This window comes from Bradyrhizobium genomosp. III (genome assembly GCF_000261705.1).
GTDB lineage: Bacteria > Pseudomonadota > Alphaproteobacteria > Rhizobiales > Xanthobacteraceae > Bradyrhizobium > Bradyrhizobium ottawaense.
Window position 1 is genome coordinate 1 of sequence record NZ_AJQF01000334.1, and the last position, 5,340, is coordinate 5,340.

Genomic DNA, 5,340 nt, shown 5'->3' on the forward strand with positions numbered 1-5,340 from the left:
ACCGCGTAGGTCGCGCCGTTGACGACGTCGGCATCATAGGAGGCGAGCAGCGGACGCGCGGTGAATTCGCCCGCGCCGATCACGCCGAGCGAGCGCGGGCGCGGCAGCTTGTCGGAGATCAGCCAGAGCTCGAAGCTCTTGCCGGGCTCCGGCGTCGCGCCGACCTTGCGCACCGTGAAATTCCGCGTCGCGCCGTCGATGGTGAGGATGAAGGCGGGGCCACCGCCCTGGCCCTGCAGCAGCGCGACATATTGCGCCGCGGCGGCGAGCGGTGCGGCCGGTGTCTTCACTTCCACCGTCTGGATGCGCGGCGCCGGACGTAAAGCCCCCGGCAGCGCGTCGGGCAGGAAGATCTGAAGCGATAGCGTCACCAGCAGCGCAGCCGCGAGCGCACCGACCGCGGATGCGATCGAGCGCCAGCGCTTCACGCGGCCCTCGAGACGGATCACGTTGGTGTCGTCGGCGATGGGCACCTGCGGCGTCCGGACGACCTCAGGATCGGGCGCATGGACCTGCGGCATGAACACCGGCGCGATGTCGGGTATCACATCGGATCCGGAGCGCATCGGCTCGGGCTGCTCTGCTTCGGGAGGCTGCGGCTCCGGTTGCGGTCCCTGCTCCAGCGGCGCTTCCGGCGGCGCGGCCTCGACGGGCGGGATTGGCGGCGGTACGATTTCGGCCAGACCGGGCGGCTGCTGCGCAAGCGCCGTGCGCGCGATCTCGGACCTGATGTTCTCCCACACGATCGGACGCGGCTCGACCGAGCCGACCATCTGGTTGAGGGCGCCGAGCCGATAGGCCCAGGCCTGCACGATGTCGGCGAACGCCGGGTCCACCGCCATCATGGTCTCGACCTGCGCGCGCTCATCGGCATCGAGGGTGCCGAGCGCATATTCCGCGGCGAGCGCGATATGGTCCTCCGAGTAGGCCATCACATGCAGTCCAGAACCACCCTCACAGTATAAACCCTCATAGTCCGAGGCACTCCCGGATATCCAACATGCTGCGCCGGAGCCACGTCTTCACCGTGTTGACGGGAGCGGCGAATTTCTCCGCCAATTGCTCGCGGCTCCAGCCGTTGTAATAGGCGAGAAGCACGAGCCGCTGACGGTCCGGCTCGAGCCGGCCGACGCATTCCAGCAGCCGCTTCAACTCTTCGGTCATCTCCCGGCGCGCCAGCGGATCGGGGCTGTCGGCCGCGACCTCCATCGCCTGAGGCTCTTCCTCGATCGAGACCTCAGACTTCTTGCGCACGATGTCGAGCGCACGGTTGCGCGCAATCGAGGCCATCCACGTGATCGGCGACGACAGCGCCGGATTGAACCCGCCGGCACCGTTCCAGATCTTGACGTAGGTCTCCTGAATGACCTCCTCTGCGAGATCCTGTCGGCGCAAGATACGGAGCACGACGCCATAAAGTTTCGCGCGCGTGGCGGCGTAGAGGCGCTCGAACGCCGTCTGATCGCCCTTCGCCACCGCCTCGATCAACCCGACCAGCTCTGCTGGCGTCAGCATTCAGCCCCCCGACACGCGGGCCATCGCGTTCCGCGCAGGCCCCGGCACTTCGCTACCATAGCGCGCGGCCAAGCCGTCCACCAAGGGGTGCGGCGCCACACTGTGGATAGCACATGCGAAAACCCGGACCTTGCGGGTCCGGGTTTGGCAATAATTCCAGGATGGTCTGGCGGCTAGCGGCTCAGGCGACGGCGCCGATGCGGGCGCGCATCAGGCCGATGCTGTCGAGATCGGCCTGCTCGCGCGCATTTTCCTCGGCGCGCTCGCGGGCCTGGTCGCGCTCGTCCAGGAGCTCGACCTTCTTGAGCTCCTCGAAGGCCTCGGCCAGCGCGGCCTTGGCTTCGTCGAGCTGGCCCTTGAGCTCGTCCGCCGAGCGGGTCAGGTTCTCGCGGCGCTGAATGGCGGCCTTGGCATAGGTCGGATAGGCGAAGTGCGAGGGATCGTTGATCCCGGCTCGCTCCTGCTCGGTCGTGATCTCGCGCTCGAGATCGGTCGACATCCGCTGGAAGTCGGCGATCATGGTCTCGATCTGGGTGACCCGGCGGCGCTTCTCGTCGACCTGAAACTTCTTCAGGCGGATGAGGGTATCTCGTGACTTCATCGACTCGTACTCCCCAGAAGTCCCCTCGCTGCACGTGGGACGTCACCGGTCTCCCCACAGGCCCAACAGGGGCCAAGACCGGCTCTGCTACTCTGTGGGATGGGATGATGACCTGACAAAGTTAGCGTTCCGTTTCCAAATTACCGAGGATTTGCGCCAATTGGCGATACCCGTCCGCCAGAGACGCATTTTCGTCCTTGCGCTGGCGCAGGAACGCCTCGAGCGGTTCGTGCAGGCGGATCGCCTCGTCGACCTCGGGGCTGGAGCCGGCCCGGTAGGCGCCGAGCCGGATCAATTCCTCCATGTCGGCATAGGTCGCCATCACCGCCCGCGCCTTCTGGATGGTCGGCCAGAACTGCGGGTCGGCCGATTTCGGCATGGTGCGGGAGACGGATTTGAGGATGTTGATGGCGGGGTAGCGGCCGCGCTCGGCGATCGAGCGCTGCATCACGATGTGGCCGTCGAGGATGCCGCGGACGGCATCCGCAATCGGCTCATTATGGTCGTCGCCGTCGACCAGCACCGTGAAGATCGCGGTGATGGCGCCCTCCCCCAGGCCCGGTCCGGCGCGCTCCAGCAGTTTCGGCAGCTCGGTGAAGACGGTCGGCGTGTAGCCCTTGGCCGTCGGCGGCTCGCCGGCGGACAGGCCGATCTCGCGCTGGGCCATGGCAAAGCGCGTCACCGAGTCCATCAGGCAGAGCACGTCCTGATCCTCGTCGCGGAAATATTCGGCGACCGCGAGCGTCAGATACGCCGCCTGCCGGCGCATCAGCGCCGGCTCGTCGGAGGTTGCGACCACGACGACGGAACGGGCGAGGCCCTCCTCGCCGAGGTCGTCCTGCAGAAATTCCTGAACCTCGCGGCCGCGTTCGCCGATCAGCCCGATGACGCTGACCGCGGCATCGACGTTGCGCGCGAGCATCGACAGCAGCACCGATTTGCCGACGCCGGACCCTGCGAAGATGCCCATGCGCTGGCCGCGGCAGCAGGTGAGGAAGGTGTTCATCGCGCGCACGCCGAGATCGAGCGGGGCGCCGACACGCTTGCGCGAATGCGCCGGCGGCGGCGCATTGCGGAACGGCATGGGCGAGGCGCCCTGCGGCAGCGGTCCCTTGCCGTCGATCGGCTCGCCCAGGGCGTTGACGACGCGGCCGAGCCAGGCCGACGACGGTCGCACCAGATTGGCGGCATTGGCGATGACGGCCTTGCAGCCGCGGCGCACGCCGTCGAGGCCGGCGAACGGCATCACGACAGCATTGTTGCCGGAGAAGCCGATCACCTCGCAGGGAATCGAACGGTTGGCGCCGGTCTCGATCACCAGCCGCGCGCCGACCGACATCGCATGAATCGGGCCGGCCACCTCGACCATCAGGCCGCGGACACCGACGACGCGGCCATAGATATTGATGCCGTCGATGTCGCCGATCTGTTCGGCAAGCGCCTTCATAAGGGAGCCTTCATTAAGGACCGCGCCTTGGTCATCCCCAGGGTCGCCCTTTGCGATCCCCGGGACTTCACGGTGAAAACCTTAAGTTTCGCCATATTTCTGAACGGCGCTTAACTTCGTGTTTACCCGCATCATTAATCATTGCGTCACTGTCTTTGTGACTGAGCGTGACTCCCCTTCAGAAGAAGGCTGAGTCGCGGGAGTCGGTTAGGCCCGTCTCTTAAAGTGGAACTTGAACTGAGCTGGGTGACGAAAGCTGCTTCGCGCACAGGACCTTAGGGCGATTCGACAAAAATTGCACCCGGGGGACTTGCGTTCCAGAATCAGGATTTGTTAACCATCTGTTGTCAGGATCCGAATCAGTTGTTCAAAGGCGTTTTGTTGAGTGCCGCGAATGCGGCCGACCTGACGCCCAGGAGCGGCGACTATGGGGAACTGGCATGCGCGTTTTGCTGATTGAAGATGACAGCGCCGTCGCGCAGTCGATCGAGCTGATGCTGAAGTCTGAGAGCTTCAACGTCTACACGACCGATTTGGGGGAAGAAGGCGTCGATCTCGGTAAATTATACGATTACGACATTATCCTTCTCGACCTCAACCTGCCCGACATGTCCGGCTACGACGTGCTCAAGCAGCTTCGGGTCTCCAAGATCAAGACACCGATCCTGATCCTCTCCGGCCTCGCCGGCATCGAGGACAAGGTCAAGGGTCTCGGCGTCGGGGCCGACGACTACATGACCAAGCCCTTCCACAAGGACGAGCTGGTGGCCCGCATCCACGCGATCGTGCGCCGCTCCAAGGGTCACGCCCAGTCGGTCATCCAGACCGGCGACCTCGTCGTCAACCTCGACACCAAGACGGTGGAAGTCGGCGGCCAGCGCGTGCATCTGACCGGCAAGGAATACCAGATGCTGGAGCTGCTCTCGCTCCGCAAGGGCACGACCCTGACCAAGGAAATGTTCCTCAACCATCTCTATGGCGGCATGGACGAGCCCGAGCTGAAGATCATCGACGTCTTCATCTGCAAGCTCCGCAAGAAGCTGGCCAACGCTTCCGAGGGACGCAACTTCATCGAGACCGTGTGGGGCCGCGGCTACGTGCTGCGCGAGCCGCACGAGCACGAAGAGCGCATTCCCGCCTGATCTTCTGGGTTTACGTCGCGGGCCCTTTCGGGCTCGCTCCTCCCAGCCTGGACCCCGCCGCAAATGGCGGGGTTTTGTTTTTTGGGGACGTGAAGGCGGCTTTGTCGCCGTCCCGCCATTGAACCGCTATGCTTCCCCCGCCGACGAATGGTCGCTGCACGATGGGGGAACGATGATCCTGCAATCACTGGCCGGCCTGCCCGCCTTCCTGGTCTATTTCTGCACCGGGCTGATCGCGATCGTGGCGTATCTGTTCGTCTATACCCGCATCACCGCGCATAACGAGTTCCAGCTGATCCGCGACAACGAGCCGGCCGCGGCGATCGCGCTCGGCCTCAGCCTGCTCGGCTTCGTGGCGCCGCTGGTCAGCGCCATCGCGCATTCGGCCAATGTGCTGGACTGCCTGATCTGGGCGACGATCGCGCTGATCGTGCAGATCATCGTGTTCTTTCTCGTGAGAGTGCCGGTGCCGAAGCTGTCGGAGCGGATCGCCGCCGGCGAGCTTGCGCCCGCGATCTGGCTCGGGCTGTCCTCGCTCGCCGCGGGCCTGCTAAACGCCGCCAGCATGATCTATTGAGATGGCCGACAAACCGTCCAAACAGCAGTTCGGCAAGCGTCGGCCGCGCCTGCCACGG

Annotated in this window: 6 protein-coding genes; 2 read left to right on the forward strand and 4 right to left on the reverse strand. The window is 64.9% G+C overall.

The annotated features are described in order from the left end of the window. From IC66_RS0126955 to fliI, 4 genes are all read right to left on the reverse strand, one after another. The coding region (locus IC66_RS0126955) for an anti-sigma factor (protein ID WP_038949765.1) at positions 1-932 on the reverse strand (932 nt) is incomplete at its 3' end. Between the two features lie 37 nt (positions 933-969). Beyond that, the gene (locus IC66_RS0126960) at positions 970-1,515 is read right to left on the reverse strand and encodes a sigma-70 family RNA polymerase sigma factor (protein ID WP_038949766.1); all 546 of its coding nucleotides are present in this window, start codon (positions 1,513-1,515) and stop codon (positions 970-972) included. Positions 1,516-1,696: 181 nt separating this feature from the next. Further along, a complete protein-coding gene (gene fliJ, locus IC66_RS0126965) occupies positions 1,697-2,116 on the reverse strand; it encodes a flagellar export protein FliJ (RefSeq protein WP_008138882.1) in 420 nt (139 codons plus the stop codon). A 121-nt stretch (positions 2,117-2,237) separates the two neighbouring features. Beyond that, positions 2,238-3,563, reverse strand: coding sequence for a flagellar protein export ATPase FliI (gene fliI / locus IC66_RS0126970; protein ID WP_028142190.1), 1,326 nt, complete (start codon positions 3,561-3,563; stop codon positions 2,238-2,240). Between the two features lie 440 nt (positions 3,564-4,003). Between fliI and ctrA the strand changes: the two genes are divergently transcribed. Together ctrA and IC66_RS0126980 are read left to right on the forward strand one after the other, a co-directional pair. Next, a complete protein-coding gene (ctrA, locus tag IC66_RS0126975; protein ID WP_008138878.1) occupies positions 4,004-4,705 on the forward strand; it encodes a response regulator transcription factor CtrA in 702 nt (233 codons plus the stop codon). Positions 4,706-4,877: 172 nt separating this feature from the next. Then, positions 4,878-5,282: a DUF350 domain-containing protein gene (locus tag IC66_RS0126980; RefSeq protein ID WP_028142189.1), complete on the forward strand. Its 405-nt coding sequence runs from the start codon at positions 4,878-4,880 to the stop codon at positions 5,280-5,282. Positions 5,283-5,340: the final 58 nt, after the last annotated feature.

What these genes read in the sequence shown, in the direction of transcription:
- IC66_RS0126960 (WP_038949766.1), bottom strand. Translation starts at nt 1,515, where the DNA reads ATGCTGACGCCAGCAGAGCTGGTCGGGTTGATCGAGGCGGTGGCGAAG.
- fliJ (WP_008138882.1), bottom strand. Translation starts at nt 2,116, where the DNA reads ATGAAGTCACGAGATACCCTCATCCGCCTGAAGAAGTTTCAGGTCGAC.
- fliI (WP_028142190.1), bottom strand. Translation starts at nt 3,563, where the DNA reads ATGAAGGCGCTTGCCGAACAGATCGGCGACATCGACGGCATCAATATC.
- ctrA (WP_008138878.1), top strand. Translation starts at nt 4,004, where the DNA reads ATGCGCGTTTTGCTGATTGAAGATGACAGCGCCGTCGCGCAGTCGATC.
- IC66_RS0126980 (WP_028142189.1), top strand. Translation starts at nt 4,878, where the DNA reads ATGATCCTGCAATCACTGGCCGGCCTGCCCGCCTTCCTGGTCTATTTC.